Genomic DNA, 15118 nt, shown 5'->3' with positions numbered 1-15118 from the left:
ACCCCCGACGACGGAAAGCCATGCGAGCGAGTTTCGTAACCGCGGGATTCCCGGTCAGTTCTTGCGGTCCGGCACGAAGCCCTTGGTGATGATCTCCCAGTTGGCCAGGTTGGCGTCCCAGTCCTTCGCGGGCACCTCCCAGCGCAACGCGAAGCCCCGGTTGCCGGCGGTCGCCACACCCCGGTTGCGGACGTGGAAGCGGGTGTCGCCGTTGCGCGTCTCCAGCCAGTCCCAGTCGGCGCAGGTGCGGTAGTAGCCGTCGCACTTGGTGATGCCGACCAGCTTGTAGCCCCGCACACGCGACGCGCGGTACGGCTCCTGTTTCTGCCAGTCGGTGTACGCGTCGGGCTTCGGATCGGACGTCCACTGGATGAACAGCACCCGCCGGCTGCCGCCGACCTCGTAGAGCACGACGTTGTCCCCGCCGACCCGCGCCTGGAAGTTCTCCGGGATCGGCACCTTGAAGCCGTTCGGGCCGGTGTAGAGGCGCCAGCCGGCCGGCAACGCGGCCCCGGACGCCGACGGGCTGGCCGACGGCGTGGGGCTGGCCGACGCCGCCGGGGCGCTCGGCGACGCGCTCTCGCTCGGCGCGGGCGGCGGCGCCACCGACGCCGAGGTGCCGGCCGTCGGCTCACCGCCGTCGCCGTCGTCACCGTTGTTCAGCAGCGGCACGGCCACCACCAGGCCGACGAGCAGCAGCAGGACCAGTGCGCCGATCAGCAGGTTGCGCCGGTTGGGCGCGGACTTCTCGACCGGCAGCACCGTCGCCCGGCCGGTCGACGGCGCGGGATCGGCTGAAGCCGGAGCCGGGCTGACCGGCGCGGAGCCGGACGCGGCCGGGCTCACCGGTGCCGGGGTGTCGGTGACCGGCTCGCCGTCGAGCCGCGTCTCGTCCAGCGCCGGGTCGACGCCGTCCACCCGGGCCTCGTCGTCCACAAGCGTCTCGTCGGTCGAGGGCGCCGGGTCGAGCTTCGCCGTCGGGTCGGCGGGCGGCGGGGTCACCTTCGCGGTGGGCCCGGCGTCCGAGGTGGGCGCCGGCACCTTCGCCGTCGGGTCGGCGGCTGCCGCCGTACCCCCGGTTGCGGCGACCCCGGACGCGGCGCGTTCGGCCTGGTCGGCCGGGCGCGGCGCGGGCACCAGCGGCGGGCGCGGCACGCGCGGACCGTTCGGCCCGGGCCGGCGTACGCCGTCCAGCAGCGAGATGCTCTTGGCCCGCCGGCCGGCGGCCTTGCGCAGCATGCGCTCGGCCACCTCGGCGGTGATCCGCTCGTCCGGGTCCTTGCGCAGCAGGCCCTGGAGCACCGGCTTGAGCGGCCCGGCGTTGCGCGGCGGCGGCATCGGCTCGGTGGCGAGCGCGGCGAGCGTGGCGATCGCCGACGGGCGCGCGTACGGCGACTTGCCCTCGACCGCCGCGTAGAGCGTGGCGCCGAGCGACCAGAGGTCCGCCTCCGGGCCGGCAGTGCCGTCGCGGGCGCGCTCCGGCGAGATGTACGCGGGCGAGCCCAGCACCATGCCGGTGCGCGTCACGTTCGGGTCGCCGGGGATGGTGGCCAGGCCGAAGTCGGTGAGCACCACGCGGCCGTCCTCGCCGAGCAGCACATTGCCCGGCTTGACGTCGCGGTGCATGATCCCGGCCTTGTGCGCGGCCTTCAACGCGTTCAGCACGCCGAGGCCGATCTCGACCGCCTTCGCCACCGAGACCGGGCCGTCCTCGGCGATGGTGTCCTGCAACGACTTCGACGCCACGTACTCCATGACGATCCACGGATCGCCGTCGGTGCGCAGCACGTCGAAGATGCGGACCACGTTGACGTTGTTGAGCCGGGCGATCGCCCGCGCCTCACGCAGCGAGCGCTCACGCATCTCGCGGCGCTCCTCCGGGGTGAGGCCGGGAGGCGGGACCAGTTCCTTGATGGCCACGTCCCGGTGCAGCACCTCGTCCCGCGCCTTCCAGACGCGGCCCATGCCGCCTTGACCGAGCGGCGTGAGAAGCCGGTATCGGTCGGCGACGAGTTGGGGGAGCGCGTTCGACATCGCAGAAACCGTACCCGGCCGCTGCGACGCCCACACCGTCGGCACGCCACTGTACGGCGAAGGTCGAATTCGCGACGCGTACCCTTGGGTCATGTCTGCCGAGGAGCCGCTGTTCCGGATCGTCCGTGGCGTGCCCACCGCCGAGGAGCTGGCCGCTCTGGTCGGCGCGATCGTGGTCCGCACCCGCCCGGCCCAGGCCGCCGCGCCGGCCCCCGTGTCGCAGTGGGCGCGCAGCGCACGCCCCGCCCTGGCCGGGCCCGTCGCGGGGCCCGGCGCGTGGCGGGCCTCCGCCCTCCCCCGCTGACCTCACCTCCCGCCCGCGGCGACGGGGCGGGGCTGCCGGGATCAGCGTCGAGCCATTAACCTCACTCAGGGAAACCGTGTGGTGACGGGCAGGAGGCTCCGATGATCCCGGAGGACAACCAGCCAGCCGGCTGGCTGCGCGGCTACGGCGGCATCGAGGCCGACATCCGGCAGATGCGGGAGTTCGCCGACCGCCTCCAGGACGAGGTGACGCGCAACTACTCGCCGCACCTGTCCTACATCGCCGACGACATGAAGGCGCCGGTGCCCAACCCGGCCGACGCCTTCATCGAGCTGGTCCAGTTCCTCCAGGCCCACCACGACACCCAGACCGCCGCGGTGAGCGCCGTGTGGGATCTCGCACCGGCGACCGGCCGCCTCGCCGACGCCGCCGGGCGGATCGCCGCCCACTACGGCGACGCCGACGCGTTCTCCTCCGCCCGAGTGGCCGACGTCGAACGAGCGCTCGCCGGGCCGTCGAGCACCGTCGCCCGCCCGATGCCGCCACTGGCCGACCCCACCGCCCCCGAACAGAGCCGGGTGATCCTGCCGTGATCGAACGGGGCAGCGGACGCACCTCCGGGCTGACCGACTGGCGGCTGATGGACGTCCTCAGCATGTGGGCGTGCGTGCAGGACCAGGACACCGCCGGCCAGTGGAAGCAGGTGGCCGGCTGGCGCAAGGTCTGCGACCTCGCCCTGGCCCACCTGAGCCGCCTTCGGGAATACCGGCGCGGTCTGGCCGAGGCGTGGCCGCCGGAGACCAACACCGCCGCGCGGGCGTACATCGCCGAACTCGACCAGCTCATCGACCGCGTGCAGCGCACCCACGACGCCGCCGCCGCGAACTACGACGCGTTGGCGGCCGCCGCCCGCGCCATCGGCAGCGCGCGGGCCGAGCTGCAGCCGCTGCACGAGGAGTACGCGAAGAAGCTGCGGCAGAAGCAGGCGTACGAGGCGACGATCGCCGACCCGAAGGCGGTGGCGGGCAGCCGGTTGCCGGAGCGTCCCCCGGTGACGGACGACGACTTGGAGCAGTTGAACGTACGGGCGCGCGGGTTGATGACGGGGTTGAGCGGCGAACTCCAGCACGCCCAGGTCATGCTCCAGCGCCCGCCCACACCAGTCCGCCCAGGCCGCCAGATCAACGATCCCGACGCCTACGGCGAGGTCCCACCGATCATCCCACCGGTTGTTCCGGTCCAGGTTTCGACCTCAGCACGACGGTCACTCGCCCAGCCATCAACGATCTCCTCATCAGCGGCCAAGCCACCGACAACCCCTTCAAGCAACGTTGGACCGATATTGGGAGGGGCTGGATCCGGGGCAGCGCCCGCACCGCCGCTGGCTCCATCGCCACCGATCAACCAAGCGCCCCATCCCACGCCTGGAATTGGAGGGCAGATCGGCGTTCCATCAACGGCAAACCTCGGGCACAACTCATTCAACCGCCCGGCAGCACCCGCACAGCCGAGCCTTCCCCCAAGCGACGCGGGGACTTCTCGCGCACCTTCAGGCAGCGCTGGGCGTCAAGCTTTGCCTAACGGATTTGTAGGAGTACCCCCGAGCCAAGGCATCAGCCAACCAGCACCAAGCGCTCCGCGGCGGGTTAACCCGGTGGGTGGAGTAATTGGCGGGGGCGGAGCCGGCACAGCCCCCAGCGGCGCCGCAGGATCTAGGCCGGGAACTGGGCGAAGCGCACAGCCCGGAGTCGGCCACGGCCCTTTCCCGATTGGCGGCTCCCCCTCAGCGTCAGCGAATCCCAATTCTAGGAGCCGGCGGGATCCTGACAGCGAAAGTAAGCCGGTCTGGGACGCCGATCACCCTTGGGAGACGAGCCAAGGCGTCGATCCAGTTATGCGTCCCCCCGATGACGGTGGACCGATAGACCCAGGTCCAGCAATCGGCTTCAACCGGTGAGCGTGACGCAGTCAATCGCAGCGGCTCTCTTAGCCCTGGCTGTCGTGGTGCCAGGGCGCCCGGTTCTATCTCAATCGGCTTCTGAGCCGAGCAACCGCATAAGAGCGGACCAGTGGCACCTTCGTTACTTGAAGTCAGACGTCGCCAATTCAATAGCTCAAGGCGAGGGAGTGATTGTTGCGGTCCCCGACACGGGCGTTTCCCCTCATCCAGACCTACGCAACAACCTGCTTTTCGGCACTACCACACTCCCGGGTGCAACCGGGGATGGTCGCGATGACAAAAGCAGCCACGGCACGGGCATGGCTGGCCTTATCGCCGCCCACGGCCAGAGCGATGGGACGGGAGCGGTTGGGATTGCCCCCCGCGCAAAGATTCTCCCAATCCAATCTTCTGGGGCCAGCAATACCGGACGGCCGGATGATCTGGCAGCGGGAATTAACTTTGCTATCGCACAGCACGCGACCGTCATCAGCATTTCCAGCAATGGCGTATCGAGCCCGGCACTAGTTCGATCAATACGTGCGGCCTTATTGGCCGATATTGTAGTCGTAGCGGCCGCCGGAAATTGGCCAGAAGACGGATACGTCGGATACCCGGCCAGCGAATCAGGTGTAATCGCAGTTGGAGGCGTTGACCGTACCGGCGATCATGCCCCCGTTTCGGTCAGCGGCCCCGAGCTAGATGTGGTTGCCCCTGCTGTCGATATCTACAGCACCAGCTACGACGGCAAGTACTCGAAGGGCACAGGGACTTCCAGCGCCACTGCGATCGTTGCCGGGGCTGCTGCTCTCATCCGCTCCAAGTACCCCAACCTCCCTGCCCAGGAAGTCGCCCACCGGCTGACCGCCACCGCCGTCGACAAGGGGCCACCCGGCCGCGACGACCAGTACGGCTACGGCGTGATCGACCTCGTCGCCGCGCTCACCGCCGACGTTCCCCCGCTCGGCTTCGAGTCCTCCAACGTCACGCCACCGGCGTCAGCGGAGGCAGCACCCGACAAGGGCGACGACGGCAGCGCGACCGTACGCGGGCTCGCCACCCTCGGTGTGCTGGTGGCGGCGGGCGGCGGGTACCTGTTCTGGCGGCGCCGCCGACGTGCCGACGACCCGCCGCCGAGGGTCAGCCGGTAGCGTCGGCGGGGTGTCGACCTCCGTACCGGTGCGCCTCGTGCTCGCCTCGCAGTCTCCCGCCCGCCGCAAGTTGCTCCAGGCCGCCGGGATCGAGCCGGACGTGCTGGTCAGCGGCGTGGACGAGTCGCAGGTGGTGAGCGATCGGGCCGAGGATCTGTGCCTGGAGCTGGCCCGGCTGAAGGCGCAGGCGGTACGTGATCGGCTGCGGCCCTCGCCGGACGAGCGCACGCTGGTGCTCGGCTGTGACTCGGTACTCGCCTTCGACGGCGAGATCCTCGGCAAGCCCGATGACGCGGCGGACGCCACCCGGCGGTGGCAGCGGATGCGCGGGCACAGCGGTGTCCTGCACACCGGGCACTGCCTGATCGACGTGACCCACGAGTCGCGCGCCGAGGCCGTCGCCTCGACCACCGTGCACTTCGCGGATGTCAGCGACGACGAGATCGCCGCGTACGTGGCGACGGGCGAGCCGCTGGCCGTGGCGGGCGCGTTCACCATCGACGGGCTGGGCGGGGCGTTCCTGACCGGGATCGAGGGTGACCCGGGCACGGTGGTGGGGTTGTCCCTGCCGTTGCTGCGCCGGCTGCTCGCCGAGGTGGAGCTGAGCATCGTCGACCTGTGGACGAAGATCGCGCCCGGGGGCCAGGAGATCGAACATCTCGGCTAACGTCCGGACATGACCACGAAGCCGCTGCCGCTCACCCCGGAACTGCACGCCTACCTGGTGGCCCACGGGTCCGCCCCGGACGAGATCGTCCAGGAGCTGGCCGAGGAGACCCGGGCGGCCCTGCCCGCCGAGGCGGTCATGCAGGTCGCGCCCGAACAGGCCGCGTTCCTGACGTTCCTGACCCGGCTGCTCGGCGTACGGCAGGCGGTCGAGGTCGGCACGTTCACCGGCCTCTCCTCGCTGGCCATCGCCCGAGGGCTGGCCGAGAACGGCCGGTTGACCTGCTTCGACATCTCCGAGGAGTACACGGGCGTGGCCCGGCGCTACTGGCAGCGCGCCGGTGTTCAGGACCGCATCGAGCTGCGCATCGGCCCGGCCGCGGAGACGCTGCGCGAGCTGCCCCGCGAGCGTTACCTGGACTTCGCGTTCATCGACGCGGACAAGGTCGGCTACCCGATCTACTGGGACGAGCTGGTGCCCCGCATGCGTCCCGGCGCGGTGATCGCCGTCGACAACACGCTGCGCGACGGCCGGGTGCTCGCCCCACGCAACGCCGACGACCGGGCGATCGCCGCGTTCAACGACGCGGTCATCGCGGACGTCCGCGTCGAGGCGGTCATGCTGCCGATCGCCGACGGGGTCACGCTCGCCCGGGTGCTCTGAGCCGACCGAACACAACCTCCCCGAAATGGCGGCATCCCTGAGCACCGGATACCGCCACCTCGCCGACATGGAGTCGATCAAGCCACCCGCACCAAGCAGGCAGCGCACGGCGGCCATGACACCCACCGCCGACGACCTCACACTCGCCCGGACGCGCTGAGCCGACCGAACACAACCTCCCCGAAGTGGCGGCATCCCTGAGCACCGGATACCGCCACCTCGCCGAAATGGCGGCATCCCTGAGCGCCGGAAGCCGCCACCTCGCCGACATGGAGTCGATCAAGCCGCGCGGACCGGCGCGGGGAGGGCACGGCCCAGCCGTACGGTCAGCAGCACCGCCACCGCGATGAACGCGGGCAGCAGCAGGAACGCCGGGTGCGGGCCGACGCCGTCGGCCACCCATCCGAGCGCCACCGGCGCGATCCCGAAACCCACACCCATCGAGTACGCGGACCAGCCCGCCGCCTTGTCCGCAGCCGGACCGGCGACGGCCAGCGCGATCGAGATCGCCAACGGGTAGTGCAGCGCGTTGCCGAGCCCGAGCACGACCAGCCCGGTGACCGCGAGCCAGCCGACGGTGCTGCCCCAGAACAGCGCGAACCCGGCCATCGAGACGGTGAGCGCGCCGAGCAGCAGCGGCACCGGCGCCCAGCGCAACGCGGCCCGGCCACCGGCGAGCCGGCCGGCGAACATGCCGCAGACGATCGCAGCGACCGCCGCCGACGCCCCGCCCGCGCTCAGCCCGGCATGGGTCCGCAGCACGTCGGCGGTCCACAACGACAGGCAGACCTCGATCGACCCGGTGACGGACATCAGAACCCAGGCGATCCAGTACGCACGCGGCAGCCGCCCCGCCGCACCGGAGCCGAAGGAGGAAACGGGCTCCCCGGAGGCGGGAACGGCCGAGGCCCGGACGGAGGAATCGGTGGCGACGGCCTCGACGGCACCGGAGGCGGGAACAACCGAAGCGGGCACGGCAGGAGCGGGCACGGCAGGAGCGGGCACGGCAGGAGCGGGCACGGCAGGAGCGGGCACGGCAGGAGCGGGCACGGCAGGAGCGGGGACGACCGAAGCAGGCACCACGGGAGCGGGGACGACGGGAGCAGGCACCACGGGACCGGGGACGACGGGAGCGGGGACGACGGGAGCAGGCACGACGGCCTCGGAAACCCCGGGAGCGGGGACGGCGGAGACCCGGGTGGAGGCGGCCACGGGGACGGGTGTGCCGGCAGCCGCGTCAGCGGGGGCGGTTTTCGGCCCGCGTACCCGGAAGGTCAGGGCGGCGAGCGCGACGAGCGTGATCAGCCCGACCTCGACGGCCATCAGCGGTCGCCAGCCGAGACCGGCGTCGACGGTGGCGCCGATGGTCAGCGGCGCCAGGATGCCCATGCCGGCGCAGGCCGCGTTGGCCTCGGTGAGCGCGGCGGGGGCGGCGGGTCCGTGCCGGGCGGTGAGCACCACGCTGACGCCGCTGACGACCATCATGCCGAAGGTGGCGATGACCGCGACGGAGGCGAGCGTGGCCGGCAGCGGGCGGAGCAGGCCGAGCGCGGTGACTCCGGCAGCGACACCGGCGAGGCCGAGCCAGATGGCCGGGCCGCGGCCGAGGCGGCGGGCGACCGGGGCGAACAGCGCGCCGCCGGCGAGCGCGCCCACGGCGATGCCGGTGCTGTGCAGGCCGGCGACGGCGGCGCTGGTGCCCTGTTCGTCGCGGAGCAGGGGTACGACCGGGCCGAACCCGTAGAGGAAGAAGCCCCACAGACCGAGCTGGGCGTAGGTCAGCCAGGTGATCCGGTCACGGGTGAGGCGGGGCACCAGCCTTACGCTACGCGCGCCCGGCCGGTGCCCCGCCCCTGCTGAGAGGTAGGTCTCCCCTGCTCAGCGGACGCTGCGGGCGAACTGGCGGGCGGCCCAGAACACGCCTGCGGCGGCGAGCACCGCGATGATGCCGAGGCCCTGCCAGACGCGGTCGTTGCCGAGGTCGCCGTTGAACAGCGCACGGGTGCCCTCGACCGCCCAGGAGAACGGGTTCCACTTGGCCACGCCCTGGAGCCAGCCGGGGGCGAAGGTGAGCGGCAGCAGGATGCCGGAGAGCAGCAGCACCGGCTGCGCGACTGTGTTCATCAGTGGGGCGAGCGCGTCCTCGCTCTTGACCTTGAGCGCGATGCCGTAGGAGACGGCCGAGGTCATCAGCGCGATGAGGGCGAGCATCAGGTACGCCAGGAGCAGGTTGCCGATGAACACGCGCAGGTCGAACGCGAGCGCCAGCAGCGTGATGATGATCGCCTGCGCGATCAGCGAGACGACGTCGCGCAGCGAGCGGCCGAGCAGCAGGGCGAGCCGGCTGACCGGGGTGACCCGGGAGCGCTCGATCACGCCGGCGCGCAGCTCGGCGATCAGGCCGAACCCCTGGAACAGGCCGCCGAAGATGGCCAGCAGCACGAGCAGGCCGGGCACGAAGATCTTGTACGCGGCGGCCTGGGTGGGCGCGTTCAGCGCCGGCTTGAGCAGCGGGGCGAACAGGAGCAGGTACATCACCGGCTGGAAGACGCCGACGAAGATCCATACCGGGTTGCGCAGCAGCAGTTGCGTCTGGCGCTGGAAGATCAGCCAGGTGTCGCGGGCGAGTTTCATGACAGCTTCTCCGGGGGTCAGGACTCGCGCAGCGAGCGGCCGGTCTTGGTGAGGAAGACGTCGTCCAGGCTGGGGCGGTGCAGCTCGATCGAGCGCAGGTCCAGCCCGGCGTGGTCGAGGCGGCGCAGCACCTGCGGGATGGCGGTGGCGCCCTCGTCGACGTAGAGACGCAGGCCGCCCTCGTCGACGGTCTCCAGCTTGCTCACGTACGCCTCGGTGTCGAGCAGCTCGGCGGCGCGCGGGGTGCTCGGCGCGTCCAGGCCGACGATCACCACCTCGCCGGAGATCTCCCGCTTCAGCTCGGCCGGTGTGCCCTCGGCGACCACCTCGCCGTGGTCCATGATCGCGATGCGGTCGCAGAGCGCGTCCGCCTCGTCCAGGTAGTGCGTGGTGATGAAGACGGTCATCCCCTCGGTGCGCAGCCGGCGGATCTCGTCCCACATGTGCGCGCGGCTCTGCGGGTCGAGGCCGGTGGTCGGCTCGTCCAGGAAGACGATCTTCGGCTCGTGGATGATGCCGAGCGCGATCTCGACGCGCCGGCGCTGACCGCCGGAGTAGGTCTTGCACTTGCGGTCGGCGTACTCGGCGAGCTGGAACGCTTCGAGCGCGTGCTCGGCGCGGCGGTGCGCCTCGGCCTTGCCGATGCCGTAGAGGCGGGCCTGGAGGACCAGCTCCTCACGGGCGCTCGACTCGTCCCAGGTGCTACCGCCCTGTGCGACGTAACCGATCCGGCGGCGCACCTCGGCCGGGTCCTTGCGCAGGTCGGCGCCGGCCACAGTGGCCTCGCCACCGTCCGGCTCGATGAGGGTGGCGAGCATCCGCAGCGTGGTGGTCTTGCCGGCGCCGTTGGGCCCGAGGAAGCCGAAGATCTCCCCCGCCGCCACGTCGAGGTTGACGCCGCGGACAGCGTCCACGGTCTTCGTCTCGCGACCCGCGCGGGAGCGGTACGACTTCCGCAACCCCCTGGTCTCGATCATTTCTGCTCCTGGTCGTCCGGGCGGACCTGAGCGGCCGCCGATCGTCCGCGAGGACGCACGAATCCCCCGCGATTCCCGCTGAGGCTAACGCGATATAGCTCTTTTGGTCAACGTTGATTATGTCGTGTCACCGTGATCCGTCGGACCAGCCCGACCAGCCCTCGGCCTGCTCCATCCCATCGGGCAGGTACGACACTCCCGACTCGATCCGCTCCGCGATCCGCTCGCACCAGGCCGTCTCCGCCTCGGCGCGGGCCAGCCACAGCTCGAACATCCACCCGACGTGCACCGGCTTGCGGGTGCGCACCCAGTCCGAGTCGAGCGAGGCCCGCATCGACTCCACCCCGGCCCGCAGCAGGTTCGCCCGGTTGCGCAGCGCCGCTGCGGCCTCGTCGCGGGGCATCGCCGGCAGGAAGGAGAACGCCGCGACGAACGGATCGGGCGGCTCCTGGACCTGCCACCACTGCGCCCGCAGCAGCGTCTCGAACTCGTCCTCCCCCTTCGCCGTCACCTCGTACGTGGTGCGCGCCGGACGGGCGCCCACCTGCTCGACCGAGACGGTCCGCAGCAGGCCCTCGTCGGTGAGCTTGCGCAGCGCGTGGTAAATCGAGCCGGGCTGCACGTTCGCCCACTTGTCCGCGCTCCAACTGAGCAGTTCGCGGCGCACGTCGTAGCCGTGCACCGGCTGCATCCACCTGACCAGGCCGAGAATCATCATCCGCGTCGCCGACACGGGACAAGCGTAATAACCAAGTTTGACTACAGTGCCGCATCCCACACTGAGCGATCGTTAGGCTCCGCAGCTCGGCCGCTAAACTCCCGGCAACGACCTCCCGGGAGGAGCCACAAGGTGCGCAAGGTTCTCATCGCCAACCGCGGCGAGATCGCCGTCCGCGTCATCCGCGCCTGCCGCGACGCCGGGCTGGCCAGCGTCGCCGTCTACGCGGACTCCGACCGGGACGCCCTGCACGCCACGCTCGCCGACGAGGCGTACGCCCTCGGCGGCGACACCGCCGCGGACAGCTACCTGCGCATCGACAAGCTGATCGACGTGGCGGCCCGCTCCGGCGCGGACGCGGTGCACCCCGGCTACGGCTTCCTCTCCGAGAACGCCGACTTCGCCCAGGCCGTCATCGACGCCGGGCTGACCTGGATCGGCCCCACCCCGCAGGCGATCCGCGACCTGGGCGACAAGGTGACCGCCCGGCACATCGCGCAGCGCGCCGGCGCGCCGCTGGTGCCCGGCACCCCGGACCCGGTGGGCAACGCCGACGAGGTGATGGCGTTCGCCGTCGACCACGGCCTGCCGGTCGCCATCAAGGCCGCCTTCGGCGGTGGCGGGCGCGGCCTCAAGGTCGCCCGCACCATGGAGGAGATCCCGCACCTGTTCGAGTCGGCCACCCGCGAGGCGGTCGCCGCGTTCGGCCGCGGCGAGTGCTTCGTCGAGCGCTACCTGGACAAGCCGCGCCACGTCGAGGCGCAGGTACTGGCCGACCAGCACGGCAACGTGATCGTGGTGGGCACCCGGGACTGCTCGCTTCAGCGCCGGCACCAGAAGCTGGTCGAGGAGGCGCCCGCGCCGTTCCTCACCGACGCCCAGCGGGCCCAGATCCACGACAGCGCCAAGGCCATCTGCCGGGAGGCCGGCTACCACGGTGCCGGCACCGTGGAATACCTGGTCGGCGTGGACGGCACGATCTCGTTCCTTGAGGTCAACACGCGGCTCCAGGTCGAGCACCCGGTGACCGAGGAGACCGCCGGCATCGACCTGGTCCGCGAGCAGTTCCGCATCGCCGACGGGGAGAAGCTGCGCTTCACCGAGGACCCGACGCCGCGCGGGCACGCCATCGAGTTCCGCATCAACGGCGAGGACCCGGGCCGCAACTTCCTGCCCGCACCGGGCACCGTCACCGCCCTGCGCCTGCCCTCCGGGCCGGGCGTGCGGGTGGACACCGGCATCTCGGCCGGCGACGTGATCGGCGGCAACTTCGACTCGCTGCTGGCCAAGGTGATCATCGTCGGCGAGACGCGTACCGAGGCGCTGGAGCGGGCCCGCCGGGCGCTCGACGAGATGGTGGTCGACGGCATGGCCACGGCGCTGCCCTTCCACCGCCTGGTGATCCGCGACGAGGCGTTCACCGCCGAGCCGTTCACCGTGCACACCCGGTGGATCGAGACCGAGTGGGACAACACCGTACCGGCCTTCACCGCCACCGCCGGCGCCGCCGACGAGCCGGCCGAGCGCGAGACCGTCGTGGTCGAGGTGGGCGGCAAGCGGCTGGAGGTCGTCCTCCCCGCCGGGCTCGGCGCGGGTACGGCGGCAGCCGCACCCGCCGCGAAGAAGCCGGCCCGCCGGGGTGGCGGAGGCAAGGCTGGTGCCGCGGTCAGCGGTGACACGCTCACCTCCCCGATGCAGGGCACGATCGTGAAGATCGCCGTCGCCGACGGCGACGAGGTGGCCGAGGGCGAGCTGGTCGTGGTGCTGGAGGCGATGAAGATGGAGCAGCCGCTGCACGCGCACAAGGCCGGCACTGTCAGCGGGCTCGCCGCCGAGGTCGGCCCGGTGATCACCGCCGGCGCGGCGATCTGCACCATCGCCTGAGGTGTAAGGAAGGGCCCCTTCTTAACGCCTGAGGTAGAGAAGGGGCCCCTTCTTAACAGCGCGGGGCCGGGTGGTCTGAGCCACCACCGGGGGCGGGAGCGCCGCCGGGCGGGAATGATGGCCGGGTGCGGTTCCTTCACGGCGCGGTCCCCGCGCACGACCTGACCTACAACGACGTCTTCATGGCGCCCAACCGTTCCGAGGTGGGCTCCCGGCTCGACGTCGACCTGGCCACCACCGACGGGACCGGCACCACGATCCCGCTCGTGGTGGCGAACATGACAGCCGTCGCGGGCCGGCGGATGGCCGAGACCGTGGCCCGGCGCGGCGCGGTGGCGGTGATCCCGCAGGACATCCCGATCGAGGTCGTCGCCAACGTGGTCGGCTGGGTCAAGCAGCGGCACCTGGTGCACGACACGGCGATCACGCTCGGCCCGACCGACACCGTCGGCGACGCCATCCACCTGCTGCCCAAGCGTTCGCACGGCGCGGTGGTCGTGGTCGACGCGGACGGCCGGCCGATGGGTGTGGTGACCGAGGCGGACACCGTCGGGGTGGACCGCTTCGCCCAGCTCCGGCACGTGATGTCGACCGAGCTGCACACCGTTCCGGCGGACGCGGACCCGCGTACCGGATTCGACCGGCTGTCGGCGGGCCGGCGGCGGCTCGCGCCGGTGGTGGACGGAGACGGACGCCTGATCGGGGTGCTGACCCGGCAGGGCGCTCTGCGCGCCACGCTCTACAAGCCCGCAGTGGACGACCGGGGGCGGCTGCGGATCGCCGCCGCAGTGGGCATCAACGGCGACGTCACCGGCAAGGCCGCCGCGCTGCTGGAGGCCGGGGTGGACACGCTCGTGGTGGACACCGCGCACGGGCACCAGGAGCGGATGCTCCAGGCGCTGCGGGCGGTCCGCCGGCTGGACCCGCCGGTGCCGGTGGCGGCCGGGAACGTGGTGACCGCCGACGGCGTACGCGACCTGGTCGACGCGGGCGCGGACATCGTGAAGGTCGGCGTCGGACCGGGTGCGATGTGCACCACCCGGATGATGACCGGCGTGGGCCGCCCGCAGTTCTCCGCCGTGCTCGACTGCGCGGCGGCGGCCCGCTCGCTGGGGCGGCACGTCTGGGCCGACGGCGGCGTACGCCACCCGCGGGACGTGGCGCTGGCGCTCGCGGCGGGCGCCTCGAACGTGATGATCGGCTCCTGGTTCGCCGGCACCTACGAGTCCCCCGGCGACCTCTACACCGACGCCGACGGGCGGCGCTACAAGGAGAGCTTCGGCATGGCGTCGTCGCGTGCGGTGAGCGCCCGTACGGCCGAGGACAGCGCGTTCGACAGGGCCCGCAAGGCGATCTTCGAGGAGGGCATCTCCTCGGCCCGGATGTATCTGGACCCGAACCGGCCCGGCGTCGAGGACCTGATCGACGAGATCATCTCCGGCGTACGCAGCGCGTTCACGTACGCGGGGGCGCGCAGCCTGGAGGAGTTCCACGAGCGGGCGCTCGTCGGCGTGCAGAGCGCCGCCGGGTACACCGAGGGGATGCCGCTGCCCACGAGCTGGTGACGCCCCGACCGGCCCGCCGGCTCAGTCGAACAACCGCCTGATCACGGTGCGGGCGGCGGCCTCCGGGTCGTCGCCCACCCGTGGTGGCAGCGCGCCGGAGAGCCAGAGCGTGGCGAAGCCGTGCACGATCGACCAGGCGGCGAGCGCGTCCGCGTCCGGCTCCCGACCGGTGTGCCGGGCCACCCCCTCGCGCAGCACATCCCCCGACCGGGCGCGGGCGGCGACCAGCTCCGGGGCGTCGGCCCGGTACAGCTCGGGCCGGAACATGACGTCGAAGTGCGCGCGGTGCCGCACCGCGAACCCGACGTAGGCCACGCCGGTGTCGAGCAGGTCGTCCCCGGCCTGCCGCAACGCGTCGGCGAGCAGGTCGAAGCCCTGGGTGGCGAGCGCGGTGAGCAGCCCGGCCTTGTCGCCGAAGTGGTGCGCGGGCGCGGCGTGCGAGACGCCGGCGCGCCGGGCCAGTTCACGCAGGCTCAGCGCGGCCGGCCCGGACTCGGCGATCGCCTCGGCCGCGGTGCTCAGCAGGACGCGGCGGAGGTCGCCGTGGTGGTACGAGGCCATGCCGTCATCCTAACTTGTCATTGACAAGATGGCGCGTAGCGCGCAATCTTGTCATCGACA

Annotated in this window: 15 protein-coding genes; 8 read left to right on the top strand and 7 right to left on the bottom strand. The window is 71.8% G+C overall.

Going from position 1 to position 15118, the window contains the following annotated elements; all coding sequences use genetic code 11:
- Positions 1-54: 54 nt before the first annotated feature.
- Positions 55-2034, bottom strand: coding sequence for a serine/threonine-protein kinase (locus MICAU_RS04195; protein ID WP_013284044.1), 1980 nt, complete (start codon positions 2032-2034; stop codon positions 55-57).
- Between the two features lie 91 nt (positions 2035-2125).
- Between MICAU_RS04195 and MICAU_RS04190 the strand changes: the two genes are divergently transcribed.
- Entirely contained in the window at positions 2126-2338 is a 213-nt protein-coding gene (locus tag MICAU_RS04190; RefSeq protein WP_013284043.1) for an acyl-CoA carboxylase subunit epsilon, read from the top strand.
- 101 nt (positions 2339-2439) lie between these two features.
- Entirely contained in the window at positions 2440-2892 is a 453-nt protein-coding gene (locus tag MICAU_RS04185) for a hypothetical protein (protein ID WP_013284042.1), read from the top strand.
- 292 nt (positions 2893-3184) lie between these two features.
- Here the strand turns inward: MICAU_RS04185 and MICAU_RS33535 are convergent, their stop codons facing one another.
- Positions 3185-3439, bottom strand: a complete 255-nt coding sequence (locus MICAU_RS33535) for a hypothetical protein (protein WP_013284041.1) — start codon at positions 3437-3439, stop codon at positions 3185-3187.
- Between the two features lie 813 nt (positions 3440-4252).
- Between MICAU_RS33535 and MICAU_RS04175 the strand changes: the two genes are divergently transcribed.
- The 4 genes from MICAU_RS04175 to MICAU_RS33360 are packed head-to-tail and all read left to right on the top strand — an operon-like array spanning position 4253 to position 6879.
- Entirely contained in the window at positions 4253-5389 is a 1137-nt protein-coding gene (locus MICAU_RS04175; protein WP_041798796.1) for a S8 family serine peptidase, read from the top strand.
- Between the two features lie 10 nt (positions 5390-5399).
- Positions 5400-6056, top strand: a complete 657-nt coding sequence (locus MICAU_RS04170; protein WP_013284039.1) for a Maf family protein — start codon at positions 5400-5402, stop codon at positions 6054-6056.
- 9 nt (positions 6057-6065) lie between these two features.
- Positions 6066-6719, top strand: coding sequence for an O-methyltransferase (locus MICAU_RS04165; RefSeq protein ID WP_013284038.1), 654 nt, complete (start codon positions 6066-6068; stop codon positions 6717-6719).
- A gap of 25 nt (positions 6720-6744) precedes the next feature.
- A complete protein-coding gene (locus MICAU_RS33360; protein WP_255352853.1) occupies positions 6745-6879 on the top strand; it encodes a hypothetical protein in 135 nt (44 codons plus the stop codon).
- Between the two features lie 119 nt (positions 6880-6998).
- Here the strand turns inward: MICAU_RS33360 and MICAU_RS04160 are convergent, their stop codons facing one another.
- The 4 genes from MICAU_RS04160 to MICAU_RS04145 all read right to left on the bottom strand — a co-directional run bounded on the left by MICAU_RS04160 (position 6999) and on the right by MICAU_RS04145 (position 11048).
- Positions 6999-8534, bottom strand: a complete 1536-nt coding sequence (locus MICAU_RS04160) for an MFS transporter (RefSeq protein WP_013284037.1) — start codon at positions 8532-8534, stop codon at positions 6999-7001.
- A 63-nt stretch (positions 8535-8597) separates the two neighbouring features.
- Positions 8598-9353, bottom strand: coding sequence for an ABC transporter permease (locus MICAU_RS04155; protein WP_013284036.1), 756 nt, complete (start codon positions 9351-9353; stop codon positions 8598-8600).
- Between the two features lie 17 nt (positions 9354-9370).
- Positions 9371-10330 carry a daunorubicin resistance protein DrrA family ABC transporter ATP-binding protein gene (locus MICAU_RS04150; RefSeq protein ID WP_013284035.1) on the bottom strand — a complete coding sequence of 320 codons (960 nt, stop codon included), beginning with the start codon at positions 10328-10330 and terminating at the stop codon, positions 9371-9373.
- Between the two features lie 127 nt (positions 10331-10457).
- Positions 10458-11048, bottom strand: a complete 591-nt coding sequence (locus MICAU_RS04145; protein ID WP_013284034.1) for a PadR family transcriptional regulator — start codon at positions 11046-11048, stop codon at positions 10458-10460.
- A gap of 132 nt (positions 11049-11180) precedes the next feature.
- Here MICAU_RS04145 and MICAU_RS04140 point away from each other — a divergent pair, with 132 nt between their 5' ends.
- Both MICAU_RS04140 and MICAU_RS04135 read left to right on the top strand, forming a co-directional pair.
- Entirely contained in the window at positions 11181-12932 is a 1752-nt protein-coding gene (locus MICAU_RS04140) for an acetyl/propionyl/methylcrotonyl-CoA carboxylase subunit alpha (protein WP_013284033.1), read from the top strand.
- A gap of 125 nt (positions 12933-13057) precedes the next feature.
- A complete protein-coding gene (locus MICAU_RS04135) occupies positions 13058-14497 on the top strand; it encodes a GuaB1 family IMP dehydrogenase-related protein (protein WP_013284032.1) in 1440 nt (479 codons plus the stop codon).
- 21 nt (positions 14498-14518) lie between these two features.
- Here the strand turns inward: MICAU_RS04135 and MICAU_RS04130 are convergent, their stop codons facing one another.
- Positions 14519-15058: a TetR/AcrR family transcriptional regulator gene (locus tag MICAU_RS04130; RefSeq protein ID WP_013284031.1), complete on the bottom strand. Its 540-nt coding sequence runs from the start codon at positions 15056-15058 to the stop codon at positions 14519-14521.
- Between the last annotated feature and the right edge of the window lie 60 nt (positions 15059-15118).

Origin of the sequence: Micromonospora aurantiaca ATCC 27029, assembly GCF_000145235.1 — a bacterium.
Classification (GTDB): Bacteria; Actinomycetota; Actinomycetes; order Mycobacteriales; family Micromonosporaceae; genus Micromonospora; species Micromonospora aurantiaca.
The sequence above is the reverse complement of the archived record's forward strand: the minus strand, read 5'-3'. Positions and strand labels throughout refer to the sequence as shown.

Coding starts and splice junctions, on each gene's coding strand:
- MICAU_RS33360 (WP_255352853.1), top strand. CDS start 6,745: ATGGCGGCATCCCTGAGCACCGGATACCGCCACCTCGCCGACATGGAG.
- MICAU_RS04155 (WP_013284036.1), bottom strand. CDS start 9,353: ATGAAACTCGCCCGCGACACCTGGCTGATCTTCCAGCGCCAGACGCAA.
- MICAU_RS04190 (WP_013284043.1), top strand. CDS start 2,126: ATGTCTGCCGAGGAGCCGCTGTTCCGGATCGTCCGTGGCGTGCCCACC.
- MICAU_RS33535 (WP_013284041.1), bottom strand. CDS start 3,439: ATGACCTGGGCGTGCTGGAGTTCGCCGCTCAACCCCGTCATCAACCCG.
- MICAU_RS04145 (WP_013284034.1), bottom strand. CDS start 11,048: ATGATGATTCTCGGCCTGGTCAGGTGGATGCAGCCGGTGCACGGCTAC.
- MICAU_RS04165 (WP_013284038.1), top strand. CDS start 6,066: ATGACCACGAAGCCGCTGCCGCTCACCCCGGAACTGCACGCCTACCTG.
- MICAU_RS04195 (WP_013284044.1), bottom strand. CDS start 2,034: ATGTCGAACGCGCTCCCCCAACTCGTCGCCGACCGATACCGGCTTCTC.
- MICAU_RS04185 (WP_013284042.1), top strand. CDS start 2,440: ATGATCCCGGAGGACAACCAGCCAGCCGGCTGGCTGCGCGGCTACGGC.
- MICAU_RS04130 (WP_013284031.1), bottom strand. CDS start 15,058: ATGGCCTCGTACCACCACGGCGACCTCCGCCGCGTCCTGCTGAGCACC.
- MICAU_RS04150 (WP_013284035.1), bottom strand. CDS start 10,330: ATGATCGAGACCAGGGGGTTGCGGAAGTCGTACCGCTCCCGCGCGGGT.